At 70.9% G+C, this 19,813-nt stretch carries 15 protein-coding genes; 1 reads left to right on the top strand and 14 read right to left on the bottom strand.

Translation table 11 applies throughout. The annotated features are described in order from the left end of the window. Nucleotides 1–352: 352 nt before the first annotated feature. Nucleotides 353–3,496: an isoleucine--tRNA ligase gene (gene ileS / locus FRZ03_RS31240; RefSeq protein ID WP_146468447.1), complete on the top strand. Its 3,144-nt coding sequence runs from the start codon at nucleotides 353–355 to the stop codon at nucleotides 3,494–3,496. Between the two features lie 176 nt (nucleotides 3,497–3,672). On the opposite strand, the gene FRZ03_RS31245 is transcribed toward ileS, so the two are convergent. The 14 genes from FRZ03_RS31245 to FRZ03_RS31310 form a co-directional block, all read right to left on the bottom strand. After that, nucleotides 3,673–4,815 (bottom strand): DivIVA domain-containing protein, encoded by a 1,143-nt coding sequence (locus FRZ03_RS31245; RefSeq protein ID WP_186785719.1) that lies wholly within the window; start codon nucleotides 4,813–4,815, stop codon nucleotides 3,673–3,675. Nucleotides 4,816–4,869: 54 nt separating this feature from the next. Further along, on the bottom strand, nucleotides 4,870–5,160 hold the full coding sequence (locus FRZ03_RS31250; protein ID WP_070028580.1) for a YggT family protein: 291 nt from the start codon (nucleotides 5,158–5,160) through the stop codon (nucleotides 4,870–4,872). Nucleotides 5,161–5,219: 59 nt separating this feature from the next. Then, on the bottom strand, nucleotides 5,220–5,861 hold the full coding sequence (locus FRZ03_RS31255) for a cell division protein SepF (RefSeq protein WP_070028581.1): 642 nt from the start codon (nucleotides 5,859–5,861) through the stop codon (nucleotides 5,220–5,222). 127 nt (nucleotides 5,862–5,988) lie between these two features. Next, nucleotides 5,989–6,708: a YggS family pyridoxal phosphate-dependent enzyme gene (locus tag FRZ03_RS31260; RefSeq protein ID WP_146468448.1), complete on the bottom strand. Its 720-nt coding sequence runs from the start codon at nucleotides 6,706–6,708 to the stop codon at nucleotides 5,989–5,991. Nucleotides 6,709–6,714: 6 nt separating this feature from the next. After that, nucleotides 6,715–7,446: a peptidoglycan editing factor PgeF gene (gene pgeF / locus FRZ03_RS31265; RefSeq protein WP_146468449.1), complete on the bottom strand. Its 732-nt coding sequence runs from the start codon at nucleotides 7,444–7,446 to the stop codon at nucleotides 6,715–6,717. Next, nucleotides 7,443–8,651 (bottom strand): cell division protein FtsZ, encoded by a 1,209-nt coding sequence (ftsZ, locus tag FRZ03_RS31270; protein ID WP_146468450.1) that lies wholly within the window; start codon nucleotides 8,649–8,651, stop codon nucleotides 7,443–7,445. The genes pgeF and ftsZ overlap by 4 nt, the downstream gene beginning before the upstream one ends. A gap of 279 nt (nucleotides 8,652–8,930) precedes the next feature. Next, entirely contained in the window at nucleotides 8,931–9,725 is a 795-nt protein-coding gene (locus tag FRZ03_RS31275) for a cell division protein FtsQ/DivIB (protein WP_146468451.1), read from the bottom strand. Between the two features lie 26 nt (nucleotides 9,726–9,751). After that, nucleotides 9,752–10,840, bottom strand: a complete 1,089-nt coding sequence (gene murG / locus FRZ03_RS31280; RefSeq protein WP_146468452.1) for an undecaprenyldiphospho-muramoylpentapeptide beta-N-acetylglucosaminyltransferase — start codon at nucleotides 10,838–10,840, stop codon at nucleotides 9,752–9,754. A 6-nt stretch (nucleotides 10,841–10,846) separates the two neighbouring features. Then, nucleotides 10,847–12,208, bottom strand: coding sequence for a putative lipid II flippase FtsW (gene ftsW / locus FRZ03_RS31285; RefSeq protein WP_146468453.1), 1,362 nt, complete (start codon nucleotides 12,206–12,208; stop codon nucleotides 10,847–10,849). Nucleotides 12,209–12,277: 69 nt separating this feature from the next. Continuing rightward, nucleotides 12,278–13,714, bottom strand: coding sequence for a UDP-N-acetylmuramoyl-L-alanine--D-glutamate ligase (gene murD, locus FRZ03_RS31290; RefSeq protein WP_146468454.1), 1,437 nt, complete (start codon nucleotides 13,712–13,714; stop codon nucleotides 12,278–12,280). After that, a complete protein-coding gene (gene mraY / locus FRZ03_RS31295; protein WP_146468455.1) occupies nucleotides 13,696–14,769 on the bottom strand; it encodes a phospho-N-acetylmuramoyl-pentapeptide-transferase in 1,074 nt (357 codons plus the stop codon). Before mraY ends, murD begins: the two co-directional genes overlap by 19 nt. Beyond that, nucleotides 14,766–16,172, bottom strand: coding sequence for a UDP-N-acetylmuramoyl-tripeptide--D-alanyl-D-alanine ligase (locus FRZ03_RS31300; protein WP_146468456.1), 1,407 nt, complete (start codon nucleotides 16,170–16,172; stop codon nucleotides 14,766–14,768). The genes mraY and FRZ03_RS31300 overlap by 4 nt, the downstream gene beginning before the upstream one ends. Before the next feature lie 4 nt (nucleotides 16,173–16,176). Continuing rightward, complete coding sequence (locus FRZ03_RS31305; RefSeq protein WP_146468491.1) at nucleotides 16,177–17,697, bottom strand: UDP-N-acetylmuramoyl-L-alanyl-D-glutamate--2,6-diaminopimelate ligase; 1,521 nt, start codon at nucleotides 17,695–17,697, stop codon at nucleotides 16,177–16,179. 162 nt (nucleotides 17,698–17,859) lie between these two features. Then, complete coding sequence (locus FRZ03_RS31310) at nucleotides 17,860–19,812, bottom strand: peptidoglycan D,D-transpeptidase FtsI family protein (RefSeq protein WP_146468457.1); 1,953 nt, start codon at nucleotides 19,810–19,812, stop codon at nucleotides 17,860–17,862. Between the last annotated feature and the right edge of the window lies 1 nt (nucleotide 19,813).

The raw sequence follows: 19,813 nt of genomic DNA on the forward strand, positions 1-19,813 counted from the left end.
GAAAAGCGGTCGGCCGCTGTCCGCGCGGCGCCGTACACTGGGCGGAGCGAGAAGCGTGGATGGGGACGAGTAGCGGCGTACGCAGCCCAGAGCGACCCGGGGACGGTGGAAGCCCGGGGGCGAGCGCGACGTGAAGATCACCCCGGAGCCACCGGAAGAACGCCGCGGCCCGAGAAGGGGCCGGGTCAGTAGAACCGGTTTCGCGAACCCAATGAGGGGGCTCACCGGCGCACAGGGAGCGGCGGCGGGCCAAGGAGGGTGGTACCGCGGGAGCGCGCCGCACACGGCGTGAAGGATCGAAGCTCTCGTCCCTCCGACGGAAGGCAGCAAGTCCGTTGGAGGATGCTCGCAGATGACAGCGCCGACGTACCGCCAGGTGCCCGCACAGGTCGACCTGCCCGCGCTTGAGCACGCCGTGCTCGACTTCTGGCGCGAGCAGAAGATCTTCGCCAAAACCCTGGAGCAGTCCGAGGGACGCCCGGAGTGGGTGTTCTACGAGGGCCCGCCCACCGCCAACGGCATGCCCGGCGCCCACCACATCGAGGCGCGCGTCTTCAAGGACGTCTTCCCCCGCTTCCGCACCATGCGCGGCTACCACGTGGCCCGCAAGGCCGGCTGGGACTGCCACGGCCTGCCCGTGGAGCTGGCCGTCGAGAAGGAGCTGGGCTTCTCCGGCAAGCAGGACATCGAGGCGTACGGCATCGCCGAGTTCAACGCCAAGTGCCGCGAGTCCGTGACCCGGCACACCGACGCCTTCGCCGAGCTGACGACCCGCATGGGCTACTGGGTCGACCTGGACGACGCCTACCGGACCATGGACCCGGAGTACGTGGAGTCGGTCTGGTGGTCGCTGAAGGAGATCTTCGGCAAGGGCCTGCTGGTCCAGGACCACCGGGTCGCCCCCTGGTGCCCGCGCTGCGGCACCGGCCTGTCCGACCACGAGCTGGCGCAGGGCTACGAGACGGTCGTGGACCCCTCGGTGTACGTCCGCTTCCCGCTCACCTCCGGACCGCTCGCCGGCGAGGCCGCGCTCCTGGTGTGGACGACGACCCCCTGGACCCTGGTCTCCAACACGGCGGTCGCCGCGCACCCCGAGGTCACCTACGTCGTCGCCACCGACGGCGAGGAGAAGGTCGTCGTCGCCGAGCCGCTGCTCGCCAAGGCGCTCGGCGAGGGCTGGGAGCCCACCGGGCAGACCTTCACCGGCGCCGAGATGGAGCGCTGGAACTACCGGCGCCCCTTCGAGCTGGTCGAGTTCCCGGAGCCGGCGCACTACGTGGTGAACGCCGAGTACGTGACCACCGAGGACGGTACGGGCCTGGTCCACCAGTCCCCCGCCTTCGGTGAGGACGACCTCAAGGTCTGCCGCTCCTACGGTCTGCCCGTGGTCAACCCGGTGCGCCCCGACGGCACCTTCGAGGAGGACGTGCCGCTGGTCGGCGGCGTCTTCTTCAAGAAGGCGGACGAAAAGCTCACCGAGGACCTCAAGCAGCGCGGCCTGCTCTTCCGGCACCTGCCCTACGAGCACAGCTACCCGCACTGCTGGCGCTGCCACACCGCGCTGCTCTACTACGCGCAGCCCTCCTGGTACATCCGTACGACGGCCATCAAGGACCGTCTCATCCAGGAGAACGAGAAGACCAACTGGTTCCCCGACACGGTCAAGCACGGCCGGTTCGGCGACTGGCTGAACAACAACATCGACTGGGCGCTGTCCCGCAACCGCTACTGGGGCACCCCGCTGCCGATCTGGCGCTGCGAGGACGACCACCTCACCTGCGTCGGCTCCCGCGCGGAGCTGTCCGAGCTGTCCGGCACCGACCAGTCGGAGCTCGACCCGCACCGCCCGTACATCGACGCGATCACCTTCGCCTGCCCCCAGGAGGGCTGCGGCAAGACGGCCACGCGCGTGCCGGAGGTCATCGACGCCTGGTACGACTCGGGCTCCATGCCGTTCGCGCAGTGGGGCTACCCGTACAAGAACAAGGAGCTGTTCGAGAGCCGCTACCCGGCGCAGTTCATCTCCGAGGCGATCGACCAGACCCGCGGCTGGTTCTACACGCTGATGGCCGTCGGCACCCTGGTGTTCGACAAGTCGTCGTACGAGAACGTCGTGTGCCTGGGCCACATCCTCGCCGAGGACGGCCGCAAGATGTCCAAGCACCTCGGCAACATCCTCCAGCCGATCCCGCTGATGGACCAGCACGGCGCGGACGCGGTGCGCTGGTTCATGGCGGCCGGCGGTTCCCCGTGGGCGGCCCGCCGGGTCGGCCACGGCACCATCCAGGAGGTCGTCCGCAAGACCCTGCTGACGTACTGGAACACGGTCGCCTTCCAGGCGCTGTACGCCCGTACGTCGAGCTGGGCGCCGAGCGCGGCCGACCCGGCCCCGGCCGAGCGCCCGCTGATCGACCGCTGGCTGCTGTCCGAACTGCACGCGCTCACCGACCAGGTGACGCAGGCGCTGGAGGGCTACGACACCCAGCGCGCCGGCAAGCTGCTGTCCGCGTTCGTGGACGACCTGTCCAACTGGTACGTCCGCCGCTCGCGCCGCCGCTTCTGGCAGGGCGACAAGGCCGCGCTGCGCACGCTGCACGAGGTGCTGGAGACGGTCACCAAGCTGATGGCGCCGCTCACCCCGTTCATCACCGAGCGGGTGTGGCAGGACCTGATCGTGCCGGTCACCCCGGGCGCGCCGGAGTCGGTGCACCTCGCGTCCTGGCCCGAGGCGGACCTCGACACCATCGACCCGGAGCTGTCGCAGCAGATGGTCCTGGTGCGCCGGCTGGTGGAGCTGGGCCGGGCCACGCGCGCGGAGTCGGGCGTCAAGACGCGTCAGCCGCTGTCCCGCGCGCTGATCGCCGCGAGCGGTTTCGACACCCTCCACCCCGAACTGCACGCGCAGATCACCGAGGAGCTGAACGTCTCCTCGCTGGCGTCGCTGTCCGAGGTGGGCGGCTCCCTGGTGGACACCACCGCCAAGGCCAACTTCCGCGCGCTGGGCAAGCGGTTCGGCAAGCGGGTGCAGGAGGTGGCCAAGGCCGTCGCCGTCGCGGACGCCGCCGCGCTGTCGCTGGCACTGCGTCAGGGCACCGCGTCGGTCGAGGTCGACGGCGAGACGATCACGCTGGCGCCGGACGAGGTGATCATCACCGAGACCCCGCGCGAGGGCTGGTCGGTGGCGTCCGACTCCGGTGCGACGGTGGCGCTGGACTTGGAGATCACCGAGGAGCTGCGGCAGGCCGGGCTCGCCCGGGACGCGATCCGGCTCATCCAGGAGGCGCGCAAGAACAGCGGCCTGGACGTGGCCGACAGGATCGCCCTGCGCTGGACGTCCACGGACCCGGCGGTGATCGCCGCGCTCGGTGAGCATGCCGGACTCATCGCGGAGGAGGTCCTGGCGACCGACTTCGGGCAGGGCGAGGGCGACGACGGCTACGGCGAGGCCTTCACCGACGAGGGCCTGAGCCTGACGTTCCGGCTGCGGAAGGCGTAAGCGCCGACCGCCCATGGGGAAGGGCCCGCCCTCCGGTTCGGAGGGCGGGCCCTTCCCCATGGGCGCGACCACGGACTCGTGTGCCCAACCGAAAGGGCGCGGCCCCGGACGGATGTCCGGGGCCGCGCCCTTCGCGCTGCCGACGCCTATGGCGTACTACTCACCGTTCCCGGTGCTCAGTTGTCGTCCTCGTCGATCAGGAAACCGCGCATCGGCGAGGGGGCCTGGCCCATCGGGGACGGGCCCTGCGGGCGGACCGGAGCCATCGGCTGGGTCATGGCGGGCGTCATCTGCTGCTGACCGCCGTAGGACGGGCCGGACGACTGCGCGGGCGAGCCGCCCATCGTCTGGTTGCCGCCGTAGGACGGGGCGCTCGCGCCGGCCGGGGCCATGGAAGGCGCCGGGGACGGCGGCAGGGACGCGGCGGCCGGGGTGCGCGGCGGGGCCAGCGAGTCGTCGGCCTGGGTCTCCAGCTGACGCAGCTGCGACTCCAGGTACGACTTCAGGCGCGTGCGGTACTCGCGTTCGAAGCCGCGCAGGTCCTCGACCTTGCGCTCCAGCGTGGCGCGGGCGGACTCCAGGGAGCCCATCGCCACACGGTGCTTCTCCTGCGCGTCCCGCTCCAGCGCGTCGGCCTTGGCGCGGGCGTCACGCTCCAGACCCTCGGCGCGGCTGCGGGCCTCGCCGACGATCTTGTTGGCCTCGGAGCGGGCCTCGGCGATCGCCTGGTCGGCGGTCTGCTGGGCCAGCGAGAGGACACGCGCGGCGCTGTCGCCACCGGGCCCCTGACCGGGGCCACCCATGGGACCGCCCATGGGGCCACCCATCGGACCGCCCATGGGGCCGCCCATCTGCTGCTGCATGGGCGGCTGACCGCCCATCGGGCCTTGACCCATCGGACCCTGGCCCATCGGGCCGGGGCCCTGCGGACCACCCTGACCGCCGGGGCCGGCGGGCAGCTGCGGAGCACCGCTGGGCAGCTGGGGCGGGCCTCCCATGGGGCCGCCCATCTGCTGCTGCGGCGGGCCCGATATCCCGGCGGGCACCGGCGCGCCGGGACCTCGCATGCCCTGCTGCTGCTGTTGCTGCTGCCCTTGTTCCTGCTGCTCCGGAGGCTTGCGGGCGTTCTGCTGGTTCTGCGCGGCGGCTCGCGTGGCGGCGGCCAGCTTCGCGCGCAGGTCCTCGTTCTCCCGGAGCAGACGGGTCAGTTCGGCTTCGACCTCGTCGAGGAAGGCATCGACCTCGTCCTCGTCATAGCCTTCTCGGAGGCGGACGGTCGTGAACTGCTTGTTCCGCACGTCCTCGGGGGTCAACGGCATCTCTTCACCTCAACGTAGTCATCGGCAGTCGGCAAGACCGGATCGTCCACACGCTCATCTCACGAAGTTCTGCACGATGGCGATGAGAATGTAGACGATGATCATCAGTACGAAGAAGGACAGGTCGAGCGCCACGCCCCCGAGACGCAGCGGCGGAATGAACCGCCGCAGAAGCTTCAGCGGTGGATCGGTGACAGTGTAGGTGGCCTCCAGTACGACCACCATCGCCTTGCCGGGTTGCCATGAGCGGGCGAACTGGAAGACATAGTCCATGACCAGCCGGAAGATGAGGATGACGAGAAACACCATCAGCGCGATGTAGATCACCTGCGCGAACACGCTCATGGCCTGCGCTTCCCTCTCCCCTGTTCCGTGCTCTTCCGTGCTTCGGTCCGGTCTGCGTCTCAGCTCTGGTTGAAGAACCCGCCCTCTGCGATGCGGGCCTTGTCCTCCGCCGTGACATCGACGTTAGCAGGAGACAACAGGAACACCTTCTGCGTCACCCGCTCGATGCTGCCGTGAAGACCAAACACCAATCCGGCCGCAAAGTCGACAAGTCGCTTCGCGTCTGTGTCGTCCATCTCAGTCAGATTCATGATCACCGGAGTGCCTTCACGGAAGTGTTCCCCGATGGTACGGGCCTCGTTGTAGGTCCGTGGGTGCAATGTGGTGATCCGGTAAGGCTCTCGTTCCGACACGACCTTGGGCATGATCACCGGTGCGTTCTTCTCCAGGGACTGACGTTCTTGTGTGATGGACGCCACGGGCGCGATGCGCGCCGGGCGCCCCGATTCCGCGGGTAGCGAAGCCGATTGGGAGACCGGCTCGCGCGGTGCCGGAGGCTGCACCACTCGCACCGATTCATCCCTTTGGGGTTGATGTACCCCGTGCGACTGATGTGACACCTCGTGTCGCCGGTGGTCCCGCTCGGGCTCCGGGTCCAACTCGGGCTCGAAATCGTCATCGGGGTCGAATCCGCGGCCGTCGTACCCATCGTCCTCCACGAGGCCGAGGTAGACCGCCATCTTGCGCATCGCGCCGGCCATGCTCTGAGTCCTCCGCTCTGTGGTGGATCGGCTGACGACTGCCAAGTGCCCGCGATCCACGCGGTCGTTGTGTCCGTTTCGCGAACACTGACCATATTTTCTGCTGTGGTCCGACTTCCTGGCGACGTTACCCGAGCCGGGGACGGACACCGAGTACCGCAGTGCCGACGCGCACATGTGTCGCCCCGGCCGCCACGGCCTGTTCAAGGTCCGCACTCATCCCTGCCGACACCATGGTTGCAGCCGGATGGGCTCGGCGCAGGTCGGTCGACAAATCCATGAGGCGCTCGAACGCCGCTTGTTCGCGCCCCGCGTACTCCCCGGTGAGCGGGGCGACGGTCATCAGTCCGTCGAGCCGCAGTCCCGGCGCATGGGCGACGAGGTCGGCCAACTCTTCGATTCCTTCGGGGGCCACGCCGCCGCGCTCACCCCGCCCGCTCGCACCCGCGTCGAGCGCGACCTGGATCAGGCAGCCCACCTCGCGCCCGGCGCGCACCGCCTCCTTGGAGAGTGCGGTGACGAGCCGGTCACGGTCGATCGACTGCACGACATCGGCGTAACCGACCACGGAACGCACCTTGTTGGTCTGCAACTGACCCACAAAGTGCCATTTCAGCGGCAGATCCGCACACTCCGCGGCCTTCGGCGCGGCGTCCTGGTCGCGGTTCTCGGCGACGTGGCGCACACCGAGTTCCGACAGGATCCGCACATCGCTCGCCGGGTAGGTCTTGGTGACCACGATCAGGGTCACCTCGTCCCGGGCGCGCCCCGCCGCCGCACAGGCACGGGCGATGCGCTCCTCCACTGTCGCCAGATTCCCGGCGAGTTCGGTCTTACGGTCCGTCATTCCCCATCAGTCCAGCCAGACATAGCCCGCGAGCCGCCCGGTGGTGCGGTCGCGGCGGTATGAGAAGTGGTCGCCCGACTCCAGCGTGCACACCGGCGAATGCGCCCGGTCGCACACCCCGAGCCGGTCGAGCTGCGCGTGCACCCCGGCGCTCACGTCGACCGCGGGGGTGCCCCAGCTGGTTTCGGCGTGCGCCGTCGGCTCCACGGCCGCCACCTCGGCGCGCATCGCCTCCGGCACCTCGTAGCACCGGCCGCAGACGGCCGGTCCGGTGCGGGCGACGATCCGCTCGGGCGCGGCGCCGAGTTCGACCATGGCCCGTACGACGGCGGGGACGACCCCCTTGACCATGCCGGGCCGGCCCGCGTGTGCCGCGGCGGCGACCCCGGCGACGGGGTCGGCGAGGAGCACCGGCACGCAGTCGGCGGTGAGGACGGCGAGGGCGAGCCCGCGCCGGGCGGTGACGAGGGCGTCGACCTCCGGCACCGGGTTCCCGGTCCCCCAGGGTTCGTCCACCACGGCCACCTCGGCGCCGTGCACCTGGTTCATCCACACCACGCGGGCGGGGTCCAGGCCGAGCGAGGTGGCGGCGAGTTCGCGGTTGGCCCGTACGGCCTCGGGCGTGTCGCCGACCGCGCCGCCGAGGTTCAGCTCCTCATACGGAGCGGCGCTCACCCCGCCCCACCGGTCGGTGAAGGCGAAGTGCGCGCCGCTCACGCTCTCGCGCTGTCCTATCACTTCAGGAAGTCCGGGACGTCCAGTTCCTCGGCCGCGCTGTCCGAGTAGGCGGGGCGCGGCACCGGCGGTACCGGCGGGGCGACCGGGATGTCGGCGACCGGCTCGGGGGCCGGCTCCGGCTCCTCCTTGGGCTTGACGCTGCCGAGGGAGCCGAAGGACGGACGGCTCTCCGGCTGCCGTGCCGGGGCCGGCTCCTCGCGGCGGGCGGGGGCCGAACCGGAGGTCTGGCCGAGGGTGTTGTCCCGGCGGGCCGGCGGCTGGCCGCCGTCGAAGCCGGCCGCGATCACGGTGACCCGGACCTCGTCGCCGAGGGCGTCGTCGATGACCGCGCCGAAGATGATGTTGGCCTCGGGGTGGGCGGCCTCGCTGACCAGCTGGGCGGCCTCGTTGATCTCGAACAGGCCGAGGTCGGAGCCGCCGGAGATGGACAGCAGCACGCCCCGGGCGCCGTCGATGGACGCCTCCAGGAGCGGCGAGGAGATCGCCATCTCGGCCGCGGCCACCGCGCGGTCGTCGCCGCGGGCCGAGCCGATGCCCATGAGGGCCGAACCGGCCTCGGACATGACCGACTTCACGTCGGCGAAGTCCAGGTTGATCAGGCCCGGGGTGGTGATGAGGTCGGTGATGCCCTGGACACCGGAGAGCAGGACCTGGTCCGCGGACTTGAAGGCGTCCAGGACCGAGACCTGGCGGTCCGAGATGGACAGCAGCCGGTCGTTCGGGATGACGATGAGGGTGTCGACCTCTTCGCGCAGTTCCGCGATGCCGTCCTCGGCCTGGTTCGCGCGGCGCCGTCCCTCGAAGGTGAACGGGCGCGTGACCACGCCGATGGTGAGGGCGCCCAGCGAGCGCGCGATGTTGGCCACGACGGGCGCGCCGCCGGTGCCGGTGCCGCCGCCTTCACCGGCCGTCACGAAGACCATGTCGGCCCCCTTGAGGACCTCCTCGATCTCCTCACGGTGGTCCTCGGCGGCCTTGCGGCCGACGGCCGGGTTGGCGCCGGCGCCGAGTCCGCGGGTGAGTTCCCGGCCGACGTCCAGCTTGACGTCGGCGTCGCTCATCAACAGCGCCTGTGCGTCGGTGTTGATGGCGATGAACTCGACACCCTTGAGACCGACCTCGATCATCCGGTTGATGGCATTGACACCACCGCCGCCGACACCGATGACCTTGATGACTGCGAGGTAGTTCTGCGGTGCTGCCACGTCGAAGGCCTCTCGCCTCGAATTACGTCGTCGCCGCCGGGCGGTGCCCCGCGCCGGGACGACAGATGCCGAATGGGACGGTCCGTAGCGCCGACCCGAACCCTAAGCCTGAAGTTTAGGGTTACCAGTGTGTCTGTTCCCTGGAGTCTTCTGAACAGGACACTAAGTCGACAAGTGGCGCCCGTTCAACGAACACGCCGAACCTCCCGTTTTTCTTTTCACCCTATGTGATCAGGCATAGCGGTGCCCAACCAGGGTGCTGGCCTGCACTGATGCGCGTCAACTCCCCGATGACGCAGGGGCGGTGGGGACACTGACATCGAAGTGCCGTGCGCCGGAAGCTGCTTTCATGAGTGCGGTGAGGCTCCGCGCCTTGGCGCGGCCGTTCTCGGCGCTGCCCCAGGCGACGGTGCGGCCGTCCGCCAACTCCAGCTCGACGTCGTCGTAGGAACGGACCAGGACGGTCCGGGTGAGACTTCCCACGGCGCGCGGCAGATCGCCGGCGATCCGGACCGCCTCCCGCGTCAGCCGGTCGGTGCCGAAGCGGCGCAGGCTCGCCGCGGCCGGACCGGTCCCGGACGCGGAGATCCGCAGCAGCGGAACGCCCTTGGGCGGCTGGGGGACCGTGGCGAACCGGACGCCCTCGCGGTCGACCTCCACGAAGCCCGAGCCCTTGCGGACCAGCAGGACCGGAGTGCGTTCGGTCACCTTCAACTCGATGCCGTGCGGCCAGGAACGCGTCACCTCGACGGCGCCGATCCGGGGCAGTTTCCGGCGCAGCCGGGCCTCGATGCCGCCGGTGTCCACCGAGACCATCGGCGACCCGACCGGAACGGCCGCGGCCGCGCGCACCTCGGCGGGGGTCAGCACCCGCGTGCCGGAGACCGGAACGCGGGTGACCCGCAGCCACGAGGAGCCGTACAACACCCATACGGAACCGGCTCCTACGAGCACCACGGCCACCGCCAGGATGACGATCATACGAAGGCGCAGTCGTCCGAGCCGGCGGACGAGCGGCGGGCCGGACGACTCCTGCTGGCGTTCCCCGCGCTGACGGGTCGTCGGTCCGGCCACGCTCACTGCCCTTTCGTCATACGGTCCTAACGGCGCGAGGCGATGGCCTCGTACACCATGCCGACGAGCAGCTCGTCGGCGTCCCGGCGGCCGAACTCGCTTGCGGAGCGGGACATCTCGTAGAGGCGGTGCGGGTCGGCGAGCACGGGCAGCACGTTCTGCTGCACCCACTCCGGCGTCAGTTCCGCGTCGTCCACGAGAAGTCCGCCGCCCGCCTTGACCACCGGCTGGGCGTTCAGCCGCTGTTCGCCGTTGCCGATGGGCAGCGGAACGTAGGCGGCCGGGAGCCCGACGGCGGAGAGTTCGGCGACGGTCATCGCGCCCGCGCGGCAGAGCATCATGTCGGCCGCGGCGTACGCGAGGTCCATCCGGTCCAGGTAACTTACCGGGATGTAGGGGGGCATCCCCGGCATCTGCTGTACGCGCGGCAGTTCGTTCTTCGGGCCGACCGCGTGCAGGATCTGGATGCCGGCCTGCTGGAGCCAGGGGGCGACCGTCTGCGTCACCTCGTTGAGCCGGCGCGCGCCCTGCGAGCCGCCGGAGACCAGCAGCGTGGGCAGGTTGGGGTCGAGGCCGAAGCGGTGCCGGGCCTCGGGGCGGACGGCGGCGCGGTCCAGCGTGGCGATGGAGCGGCGCAGCGGGATGCCGATGTAGCGGGCACCCCGCAGCTTGCTGTCCGGCGTGGAGACGGCGACCTGGGCCGCGTACCGCGAGCCGATCTTGTTGGCCAGACCCGGGCGCGCGTTGGCCTCGTGGATCACGATGGGCACACCGAGCCGCTTGGCGGCCAGGTAGCCGGGCAGGGCGACATAGCCGCCGAAGCCGACCACGGCGTCCGCCTTGGTGCGCTCCAGGATCTGCTCGGCGGCCTTGATGGTGCCGCGCAGCCGGCCCGGGACGGTGATCAGCTCGGGGGTGGGCTTGCGCGGCAGCGGCACCGCCGGGATCAGCGCCAGCTCGTAGCCGCGTTCCGGGACGAGCCGGGTCTCCAGGCCGCGCTCCGTGCCCAGGGCCGTGATCCCCACGGTCGGGTCCTGCCTGCGCAGGGCGTCCGCGAGGGCGAGCGCGGGCTCGATGTGGCCGGCGGTCCCTCCACCGGCGAGTACGACATGCACCGAAATTCACCGCTCTCCGGACGAACGCGCCGCCGAGGCACGTCGTCGCATCGTGTTCCATCTCCGAGGCCCCCGCTCCGCACCGGAGCCTCCCGCCCGCTTTCTACCAAAGCGAGGTTGCCGCCTCGCAAGTGCCGTCCGCGCGGCAGGCTCGTCACGCGCGAAGGCGATCAGCAGCCCGACGGCGAACATGGTCGGCAGCAGGGCCGATCCTCCGTAGGAGAACAGCGGGAGCGGGACACCGGCGATCGGCAGCAGGCCGAGCACCGCCCCGATGTTGATCACCGTCTGAGCGATGATCCAGGTGGTCACGCCTCCCGCGGCGTACCTCACGAAGGGGTCCTTCGTGCGTCCGGCCACGCGGATACCCGCATAGCCTAGAGCCGCGAACAGGGCGAGCACCGACAGCGTCCCCGCCAGGCCCAGTTCCTCACCGGTGACCGCGAAGATGAAGTCGGTGTGCGCTTCCGGCAGTTGGCCCCATTTTTCCACACTCGCGCCGAGGCCGGAGCCGAAGAGCCCGCCGGAGGCGAGCGCGTAGATGCCGTGCACGGCCTGCCAGCAGTCGGCGCCCTGGGTCCGGGGCGCGGTGGCGCCGATGCAGGCGAGGCGGGCCATCCGGTTGGGGCTGGTCTCGATGAGGATCACCCCGATCACCGCCGCGACCGACAGCACGCCCGCGAACAGCCGGGTCGGCGCGCCCGCGAGCCACAGCAGTCCGAACAGGATCGCTGTGAGAATGATCGCGGTTCCCATGTCGCCGCCGAGCATGATCAGTCCGAGCAGCAGGAAGGCGACCGGCACCAGCGGCACCAGCATGTGCTTCCACTGGGTCAGCAGCTTCCGCTCCTGCTTGCGGGCGATCAGGTCCGCGCCCCACAGCACCAGGGCGAGCTTGCCGAACTCGCTGGGCTGGATCTGGAAGGAGCCGCCCAGGGAGATCCAGTTCTGGTTGCCGTTGACCGCCATGCCGATGCCGGGCACCTGCACCAGGGCCATCAGGAAGACGGCGGCGGCGAGGATCGGATAGGCCAGCGCCCGGTGCAGCTTCACCGGCATCCGGGAGGCGGCCAGCAGCAGCACCCCGCCGATCACGGCGGCCAGCAGCTGCTTGCGGAAGAAGTAGGAGCCCGGCAGCGACATCTGGAGCGCGGTGACCTGGGAGGCCGAGTAGACCATCACCAGACCCAGCACCGTGATCAGCGTGCTGCCGCCGGCGATCAGGTAGTAGGCGGTCAGCGGCCGGTCCCAGGCCCGCCGCGCGCGGGTGACGGCCCGCTGGACGGGGTTCTCGCGCGGGGACCTGGACACGACGGGACGCCGGGACGCCCGCTGCACGGGGGGCTTTCCGGTACGGCTACTGGGCATCGGCGCCTCCACTGAACGTCGGCCGCCCCACGCGTCCCTCCCAGGATCCGCCCGGCGGGCGGGCCGGGGTCAGGCGCGGAGTTCGCGGACCGCGGCCGCGAACGCGTCACCGCGCTGGTTGTAGTTGGTGAACATGTCCATGGAGGCGCAGGCCGGAGCGAGGAGCACCGTGTCGCCGGCGACCGCGAGCCGCCGGGCCTCCGTCACCGCCTGGAGCATCGCCCCAGTGTCGGTCCGGTCGAGGTCGACCACGGGTACTTCCGGCGCGTGTCGCGCGAGGGCCTCGCGGATCAGGGCCCGGTCGGCGCCGATCAGCACGACCGCGCGCAACCGCCCCGCCGCGGTGGCGACCAGCTCGTCGAAGGTCGCGCCCTTGGCCAGCCCGCCGGCGATCCACACGATGGAGTCGTAGGCCGCCAACGAGGCCTCGGCGGCATGGGTGTTGGTGGCCTTGGAGTCGTCCACGTAGGCCACGCCGTCGATGTCGGCGACGTGCTCGATGCGGTGGGCGTCCGGCCGGAAGGCGCGCAGCCCGTCCCGTACGGCCGTGGCGGGCACCCCGAAGGCGCGCGCGAGGGCCGCCGCCGCGAGGGCGTTGGCGATGTTGTGCGGAGCGGGCGGGCGGACGTCGGAGACCTCGGCCAGCTCCTGCGCGTTCTTCTGCCGGTTCTCGACGAAGGCGCGGTCGACCAGGATGCCGTCCACGACGCCGAGTTGGGAGGGGCCGGGGGTGCCCAGGGTGAACCCGATGGCCCGGCAGCCCTCTTCGACGTCGGCCTCGCGCACCAGGTCCTCGGTGGCCGGGTCGGCCGCGTTGTAGACGCAGGCGACCTTGTTGCCCTCGTAGACGCGGCCCTTGTCGGCGGCGTAGGCCGCCATGGAGCCGTGCCAGTCGAGGTGGTCGGGCGCGAGGTTGAGGACGGCGGCGGAGTGGGCGCGCAGCGAGGGCGCCCAGTGCAGCTGGTAGCTGGACAGCTCCACGGCGAGGACGTCGTACTCCTCCTCGCCGAGGACGACGTCCAGCAGGGAGACGCCGATGTTGCCGACGGCCGCCGTGCGCAGGCCCGCCGCCTTCAGGATGGCGGCGAGCATCCGCACGGTGGTGGTCTTGCCGTTGGTGCCGGTCACGGCCAGCCATGGGGCCGCGTCGGGCCCCCGCAGCCGCCAGGCCAGCTCCACGTCGCCCCAGACCGGGACGCCCGCCTCGGCCGCCGCCAGGAACAGCGGCTTGTCGGGCTTCCAGCCGGGGGCGGTGACGATCAGCTCGGTGCCCTCCGGGAGGGTCGCCCCGTCGCCCAGGCGCACGGTGATGCCGAGCGCCTCCAGGCCGGCGGCCTGCTCGCGGGCGCGGTCGTCGTCGCCGTCGTTGACGACCGTGACGAGCGCGCCGCGCGCGTGCAGTGCCTTCGCCGCCGGGATGCCGGAGACGCCGAGTCCCGCGACGGTGACGTGCTTGCCCTGGAAGTCGAAGGGCGCCGAGCCGGTGGTCACTTTTCCGCTGCCCATCCCGCGTAGAAGAGGCCGAGTCCGACGATCACACAGATGCCTTGGATGATCCAGAAGCGGACCACGACCAGGACCTCGGACCAGCCCTTGAGTTCGAAGTGGTGCTGGAGTGGTGCCATCCGGAAGACGCGCTTGCCGGTGAGCCGGAAGGAGCCGACCTGGATGACGACCGACATGGTGATGAGGACGAACAGACCGCCCATGATGGCCACCAGCAGCTCCGTGCGGGAGAGGATGGCCAGACCGGTGAGGACACCGCCGAGGGCGAGCGAGCCGGTGTCGCCCATGAAGATCTTCGCCGGCGAGGTGTTCCACCACAGGAAGCCGAGGCAGGCGCCCATCAGCGCGGAGGCGACCACGGCGAGGTCGAGCGGATCGCGCACCTCGTAGCAGGCGGCCGGGTTGGTCAGGGTCGTCGCGTTGGCGCAGGACTCCTGGTACTGCCAGACGCCGATGAAGGTGTAGGCGCCGAAGACGAGGACGGAGGCGCCGGTGGCGAGGCCGTCCAGGCCGTCGGTGAGGTTCACGCCGTTCGACATGGCGAGGATCATGAACAGCGCCCAGATCACGAACAGCACCGGGCCGATGGACCAGCCGAAGTCCGTGATGAACGACAGCTTGGTGGAGGCCGGCGTGTTGCCGCGGGCGTCGGGGAACATCAGCGCCAGCACGGCGAAGGCGATGCCGACGATCAGCTGGCCCGCCATCTTCGCCTTGGCCCGCAGGCCCAGCGAACGCCGCTTGACGATCTTGATGTAGTCGTCCAGGAAGCCGACCAGGCCCATGCCGACCATCAGGCCGAGCACCAGCAGACCGGAGAACGTCGGCGGCTTGCCGGTGATCACCTTGGACAGGAAGTACGCGGCGACGGTCGCCAGGATGAAGGCGATACCACCCATGGTCGGCGTACCGCGCTTGCTGGCGTGCTCGCGCGGGCCGTCGTCACGGATGTACTGGCCGTAGCCCTTGCGGGCCAGCAGCTTGATCAGCAGCGGGGTGCCGACCAGGGTGAGGAAGAGGCCAATGACTCCCGAGAACAGGATCTGGTTCATCATCGGGCGGCGACCTCACCCTCGGCCCCGGTCTCGAGCAGCGCCGCGGCGACGCCTTCGAGCCCCACCGACCGGGACGCCTTCACGAGGACGACGTCCCCCGGGCGCAACTCGCTGCGCAACAGGTCGATCGCCGCCTGTGCGTCGGACACGTGCACCGACTCCTCACCCCACGAACCCTCGTTATATGCGCCCAGTTGCAGCCAGGAGGCCTCAATCCCCCCGACGGCGACGAGCTTGCTGACGTTGAGCCGGACGGCGAGCCGTCCGACGGCGTCGTGCTCGGCGAGCGCCTCGTCCCCCAGCTCGGCCATCTTGCCGAGCACGGCCCACGTGCGCCGTCCCTTGCCCATGGCCACGAGCGCCCGCAGGGCGGCCCGCATGGACTCGGGGTTGGCGTTGTAGGCGTCGTTGACGATGGTCACGCCGTCCGGGCGCTCGGTGACCTCCATGCGCCAGCGGGAGAGGGAGCCAGCCCCGGAGAGCGCGGTGGCGATCTCTTCCGCGGACATGCCCAGCTCATGGGCGACGGCGGCCGCGGCGAGCGCGTTCGACACGTGATGCTCACCGTACAGGCGCATCGTCACATCAGATGCACCGGAGGGTGTGTGAAGCCTGAAGGAAGGCTGTCCGGTGTCCGTGAGTCGTACATTCTCGGCGCGTACGTCCGCTTCGGCCGACTCTCCGAAAAGGACCACCTTCGCCTTGGTACGCGGTGCCATGGCCCGCACCAGCGGGTCGTCGGCGTTGAGGATCGCGGCGCCGTCCTCCGGCAGCCCCTCGATGATCTCGCCCTTGGCCTGCGCGATCTGCTCGCGCCCGCCGAACTCGCCGATGTGCGCGCTGCCGACGTTGAGGACGACGCCGATCCGCGGCGGGGTGAGGCCGGTGAGGTAGCGGATGTGGCCGATGCCTCGGGCGCCCATCTCCAGGACCAGGAAACGGGTCTCCTCGGTCGCGGTCAGGGCGGTCAGCGGCAGCCCGATCTCGTTGTTGAACGAGCCCGGCGTGAACACCGTCGGCGCCTTGGTGCCCAGCACCTGGGCGATGAGGTCCTTGGTGCTGGTCTTGCCCGCCGAGCCGGTCAGCGCGACGAGGGTGGCGCCGAGCCGGGCCACGACGTGCCGGGCGAGGGCGCCGAGGGCGTTCTGGACGTCCTCGACCACGATCGCGGGCACACCGACCGGACGCGACGCCAGTACGGCGACCGCGCCCGCCTCGACGACCTGCGGTGCGAAGTCGTGGCCGTCCACGCGCTCGCCGACGAAGGCGGCGAACAGGCTGCCGGGCACCACCTCCCGGGAGTCCCGGACGACCGGTCCGGTGACCTGCACGGACGGATCCGGTATGTCGTGCGTCTGCCCGCCGACGACAGCTGCGATCTCGGCGAGGGAGAGGGCGATCACAAGTTCATCCCTGAGTCTTCTGGATAGCTTCGCGAAGCACCTGGCGGTCGTCGAACGGACGGACCACGCCGGCGATGTCCTGGCCCTGCTCGTGGCCCTTGCCCGCGACCAGCACGGTGTCGCCGGCCCGGGCGCGGCCCACGGCGGCGGCGATGGCGGCGGCCCGCTCCTCGAAGAGGAGCACTTCGCCGCGCTCGTGCGCGGGCACGGAGGCCGCGCCCTGGAGCATGGTCGCGAGGATCGCGAGCGGGTCCTCGGAGCGGGGGTTGTCGGAGGTGAGTACGGCCGTGTCGGCGAGCCGGGCCGCGGCGGCGCCCATCGGGGCGCGCTTGGTCTGGTCGCGGTCGCCGCCGCAGCCCAGGACGATGTGCAGCCGACCCTTGGTGACCTTGCGCAGCGCCTTGAGCACCGACTCGACCGCGTCGGTCTTGTGGGCGTAGTCGACGACCGCGAGGTAGGGCTGTCCGGCGTCCACGCGCTCCAGGCGGCCGGGCACGCCGGGGACGGCGGCGATGCCGTCGGCGGCGGTCTGCGGGTCCAGGCCCGCCGCGGCGAGGGCGACGACGGCGGCGAGGGTGTTCGCCACGTTGAAGGGACCGGCGAGCGGCGACTTGGCCTGCACGCGCTCACCGCGCGGTCCGTGGACGGTGAACGTCGAGTCCAGCGGGCCGACCTCGACGTGTTCGGCGCGCCAGTCGGCGTCCGGGTGGCCCTCGGCGGAGAAGGTGATGACGGGGACGGTGGCCTCGGCGGCGAGCCGGCGGCCCCACTCGTCGTCCACGTTGACGACGCCGAGTTTACTGCGTTTCGGCGTGAACAGCTGCGCCTTGGCCCGGAAGTAGTCCTCCATGTCGGAGTGGAACTCCATGTGCTCCGGGCTGAGGTTGGTGAAGACCGCGATGTCGAAGACGCAGCCGTCGACCCGGCCGAGGACCAGGGCGTGGCTGGAGACCTCCATCGCGACCGCCTCGACGCCGCGTTCGCGCATGACGGCGAACAGCGCCTGCAGGTCGGTGGCTTCGGGGGTGGTGCGCTCGGACTTGATGCGCTCGTCGCCGATGCGCATCTCGACGGTGCCGATGAGCCCGGTGGACCTCGCGGTCCGCAGGCCGCCCTCGACCAGGTAGGCGGTGGTGGTCTTGCCGGAGGTGCCGGTGATGCCGATCTGGAGCAGCCCGCGGCCGGGGTGGCCGTAGATGGTGGCCGCCAGTTCGCCCATCCGGGCCCGCGGGTCGGGCACCACCACGACCGGCAGTCCGGTCGCGGCGGCGCGCTCGGCGCCGGTCGGGTCGGTGAGCACGGCGGCCGCGCCGAGGCCGGCGGCCTGGGTGACGAAGTCGGCGCCGTGCAGGCGGGCGCCCGGGAGGGCGGCGTACAGGTCGCCGGGGCGGACGGCGCGCGAGTCGTGGGTGATCCCGGTGATCTCGGCGGTGGCGTCCGGGGCCGCGGCACCCAGCTGATCGGCCAGCTCCGCGAGGGGTGTGGCGGAGACGTGGACCGGTCGCGGCGGTCCCGGATAGGTCACGGAAGCGCCCTTCTGGGTGATTTGGGACTGATCAGCGTGTGGCACGGCGGTGAGCGTACCGGGCGCACCACCTTCGGAGCGAAGCGAGGGCACGGGGCCGTTCTGGTTCCCGGGTCCGGGGGTGATCGTTGTCACTGGCTGGTTCCTGGTGTTCGGTGCCGATCAGGGCTTGTAGGTGACGGGCAGGTTGGCGGGCGGCGCCCCGGTGGGCGGGACCTGGAGCGTCTTCAGGGCGAACTCCATGACCTTCTTGTAGATCGGTCCGCAGATCTGGCCGCCGAAGTAGCCTCCCGAGGTGGCGTTCTGGATGGCGCAGTAGACGGTGATGCGGGGCTTGTCCGCGGGGGCGAAACCGGCGAACGACGAGGTGTATCCGCGGTACCGGCCGGTGGCCGGATCCACACGGTTGGCGGTGCCGGTCTTGCCGGCGACGTTGTAGCCGGGGATGCGCGCCGAGATGCCGGTGCCCTGCTCGTCGTCCACCACGGACTCCAGCATCTCGGCGACCGTCTTGGCGGTCTTGGCGCTGACGACCCTTGTCTCCTCGGGCTTCGGCGCGGGCGTGAACCGTCCGTCGGGGCCCTTGGTGCCGCGGATCAGGGTCGGCTGGATCCGTACGCCGTCGTTGGCGATGGTCGAGTACACGGAGGCGGCCTGCAGGGCGTTGATGGAGAAGCCCTGGCCGAAAGGGATCGTGTACTGCTGCGAGGTGGACCACTTCTGCGGCGGCGCGAGGATGCCGGGGGTCTCGCCGGGGAAGTGCAGCCCGGTGTGGCTGCCGATGCCGAACTTGCGCAGGTACGAGTAGAGCACCTTGTTGGCCTCCGGCTGGGTCTTGCCGAGCTGGCCGGTGGCGAGGATGGTGCCGATGTTGCTGGACTTGGCGAGCACGCCGTTGAGCGTGAGGTTCCAGGTGGCGTGGTCGACGTCGTCCTGGAAGAGCCGGTCGCCGCGGTGCAGCCGGTTGGGTACGACGACATGGGTGAGCGGGGTCGCCGCGTTCTCCTGGAGGACGGCCGCCATGGACATCACCTTGGCGGTGGAGCCGGGCTCGTAGGCGTCCTGGAGGGCCGCGTTGCCGAGGGCGCCGGGGTCGGCCTTGGACAGGTCGTTGGGGTCGAAGCCCGGCGAGTTGGCCAGCGCCAGGATCTGGCCGGTGCGGGTGTCCTGGACGACGACGTAGCCGCGGTCGGCCTTGGACTTCTTCACCTGCTCGGTGATCGCGTTCTGGGCCGCCCACTGGATGTCGCGGTCGATGGTCAGCTCGACGTCGGAGCCGGGCACGGCGGGCGTCTCCGCGGAGCCCGCGGTGGGCACCTCCCGGCCGCCGGACTGGGCGTAGCGGATCTTGCCGTTCTTCCCGGCGAGCTGCTTGTCCAGCATCTGCTCGATGCCGCCGCCGCCCTGGCCGGCGGCGTTGACCCAGCCCAGTATCCCGGCGGCCAGGTCGCCGTTGGGGTACACGCGCTGGCTGCTGGGGTCCGCGAAGACGCCGGCCAGCACGTTGGCGGTGCCCGTCTTCTGCGCGAGCGCCGACTTCAGGTCCTTGATCTGCTTCCAGACCTGGGGGGTCTGCCGGGTGGCGAGGCGGGTGTAGCGGGAGTTCTTGTCGGCGGGCCGCAGCTTCTTCACCAGGGCGGCCTGGTCCTGGCCGAGGATCGGCGCGAGCAGGGCGGCGGCGCGCTCGGGACCGTCGGTGATCTTCAGCTGCTCGGGGCCGAACATCGTCGGGTCGGCGGTGATGTCGTAGGCGTCCTCGCTGACGGCGAGGGAGACGCCGTTGCGGTCGGTGATGCCGCCGCGCTCGGCGGTCAGCGTGTGGACGACATACCGGTTCTGCTCGGCCTTGGCGGTGTACGTGCCGGCCTGTACGGCCTGCACCTGGAACAGCCGCACCACGAAGGTGAGCAGCACCAGGCCGAGGGCGAGGCCGACCAGGCGCAGCCGGGGCCGGGGGCTGCCGAGCCGGAGCGGGCGCTGGGCGGGCACCCGGCCCGCGGCGGGCCGGCGGACCGGGCGGGCGCCGGGCCCGGGCTGCCGCTGCGCGGCGCCGCGCGGCCGCGGCGGCTTCGCGGGCGCGGGCACGCGGCGCCGCGGCGGTTCCCTGTCGGACACT

The sequence above is a fragment of the Streptomyces misionensis genome (assembly GCF_007896895.1).
Classification (GTDB): domain Bacteria; phylum Actinomycetota; class Actinomycetes; order Streptomycetales; family Streptomycetaceae; genus Streptomyces; species Streptomyces misionensis_A.

Excerpts from the sequence above, each read along its gene's own strand:
- ileS (WP_146468447.1), top strand. The coding sequence starts at position 353 with ATGACAGCGCCGACGTACCGCCAGGTGCCCGCACAGGTCGACCTGCCC.
- FRZ03_RS31245 (WP_186785719.1), bottom strand. The coding sequence starts at position 4,815 with ATGCCGTTGACCCCCGAGGACGTGCGGAACAAGCAGTTCACGACCGTC.
- FRZ03_RS31250 (WP_070028580.1), bottom strand. The coding sequence starts at position 5,160 with ATGAGCGTGTTCGCGCAGGTGATCTACATCGCGCTGATGGTGTTTCTC.
- FRZ03_RS31255 (WP_070028581.1), bottom strand. The coding sequence starts at position 5,861 with ATGGCCGGCGCGATGCGCAAGATGGCGGTCTACCTCGGCCTCGTGGAG.
- FRZ03_RS31260 (WP_146468448.1), bottom strand. The coding sequence starts at position 6,708 with ATGACGGACCGTAAGACCGAACTCGCCGGGAATCTGGCGACAGTGGAG.
- ftsW (WP_146468453.1), bottom strand. The coding sequence starts at position 12,208 with ATGCCCAGTAGCCGTACCGGAAAGCCCCCCGTGCAGCGGGCGTCCCGG.
- murD (WP_146468454.1), bottom strand. The coding sequence starts at position 13,714 with ATGGGCAGCGGAAAAGTGACCACCGGCTCGGCGCCCTTCGACTTCCAG.
- mraY (WP_146468455.1), bottom strand. The coding sequence starts at position 14,769 with ATGATGAACCAGATCCTGTTCTCGGGAGTCATTGGCCTCTTCCTCACC.